Below are 1,439 nucleotides of genomic sequence, written 5' to 3' on the forward strand. Positions count from 1 at the left end.
ACCTCTTCTACCGGGGCTCCACGTCCCGTTTCCGGGCCCGGCGATCTGTCCGCGAGTCTCCCCTTGCGCTACCGATCATGCCCGGGAATGCCCTACTACCCGAATCAATCTTGCAGGGAAAACCTCACTGCCCTCAGCGCTGGGCGGCACTTCCCTCCAGTCTGCTCCCTATTGGCGGGGAGGCCGGATGTCATTCCTGCGAATGCTGATCTTCTGAGGTTCCTTGGCTACGCAGGTGGGCCCCGTTCTCGCCGCCAGACGGTGTCCTGAGGACGAATCGTGAGATTGAGTTCTCGACCATGTCCACTCGGTCGATGAGCTTCCCCGCCGGGATATCGACGAGCTCGTAGCCGAAATTCCGGTAGCTCTCCTCGTGTATCCGCTCGAAGTCAAGCGAGTCCTTGAAGCTGATTCGCCGCGCAGCGGTGGGTTCACAGAACCCGAGATTGCGGACGAAGAACACCTGGCGTTCATAGATCTGCTCATGGGCGATCCGGTTGAGCTCAAGGGACAGCGCCGCCAAAATCGGGCGTTGCAGATAGACGCTGAGAGCATGGGTGCAGATGGGCGAACGATCGTAGACCTGGATGCCTGTGGCAGTGGAGGAAGCTCGCGTTTGCCGCTGCCGCTGTAGGCCAACGACCTCATCGATGAAGGATGCCTGCGACCACGGCTCGGCCTCGCCCCTCTCCTGCGCTTGCGTGATGACCGCGGTCGCCGCTTCGTCAACGACGTCGTAGCCCCGGTCGGCCAGAGCCCGGAGGACCGAAGTCTTACCGGACCCAGGAGTGCCCGTGAGGATGAATCGCTTCACGGTGTTCCTGCTGCTGTGAATGTTTGTGTCGATCATGGTTCGCATTCCCTTCGGTAGCGACTGAGAGGACGGATGGAGCCAACGCGCCGTCGCGCCTGGGTGGCCTTGGGGGAGGTTGAGGCTGAGGCCGCGCGGATAGGCGAAAAGCAGGTCGCCGCGTCCCAGGTGGCTCAGCCCAGATCAATCAACCGGGTGAGCGCGGAGAAGGTGCCCTCCGGAGCGGACGCTGCTCGCGGGCCTGGTTCGTCCTAGCCATAGCACGTCCGGAAGTCCGATAGCCGGAAGCTCGTCCGCTGGCAGCAGCACAAGGCAGCACTGAGGCGCAGAGAAGCGCACCGAGGCGTTGGGGCGCCAGCGCTGAGGTAGAGGAGCGCTGAGGTACAGAGAGGTGCTTAGGCACGCTGCGGTGTAGGGAGCGTTGAAGCGTGGAGGAACGCTGAGAGTGATAGAGGCGCTCAGGAGCGCTGAGGTGCAGGGATGAGCTTCCCCCTGTTTCACGGCCACGTGACCTGAGTTGGCCGTGGGCCAACGGGGAAGGAAGAGTCTCGTGCCGCCACCTCATCCGCCGGAGTTCCGGCGACGCGCTGTCGAGCTGGCTCGGACCGGCGACAAACCGGTCGCGGCG

1 protein-coding gene is annotated in these 1,439 nt (G+C 63.4%); it reads right to left on the reverse strand.

The genetic code is table 11. From position 1 onward, the window contains the following. Positions 1 to 190 precede the first annotated feature (190 nt). On the reverse strand, positions 191 to 850 hold the full coding sequence (locus tag E1298_RS46905; RefSeq protein WP_207945289.1) for an AAA family ATPase: 660 nt from the start codon (positions 848 to 850) through the stop codon (positions 191 to 193). Positions 851 to 1,439: the final 589 nt, after the last annotated feature.

This window comes from Actinomadura rubrisoli (assembly GCF_004349215.1).
GTDB lineage: Bacteria > Actinomycetota > Actinomycetes > Streptosporangiales > Streptosporangiaceae > Spirillospora > Spirillospora rubrisoli.

Bases quoted from the DNA above. Each gene is read 5' to 3' on its own strand.
- E1298_RS46905 (WP_207945289.1), bottom strand. From the start codon at position 850: ATGATCGACACAAACATTCACAGCAGCAGGAACACCGTGAAGCGATTC.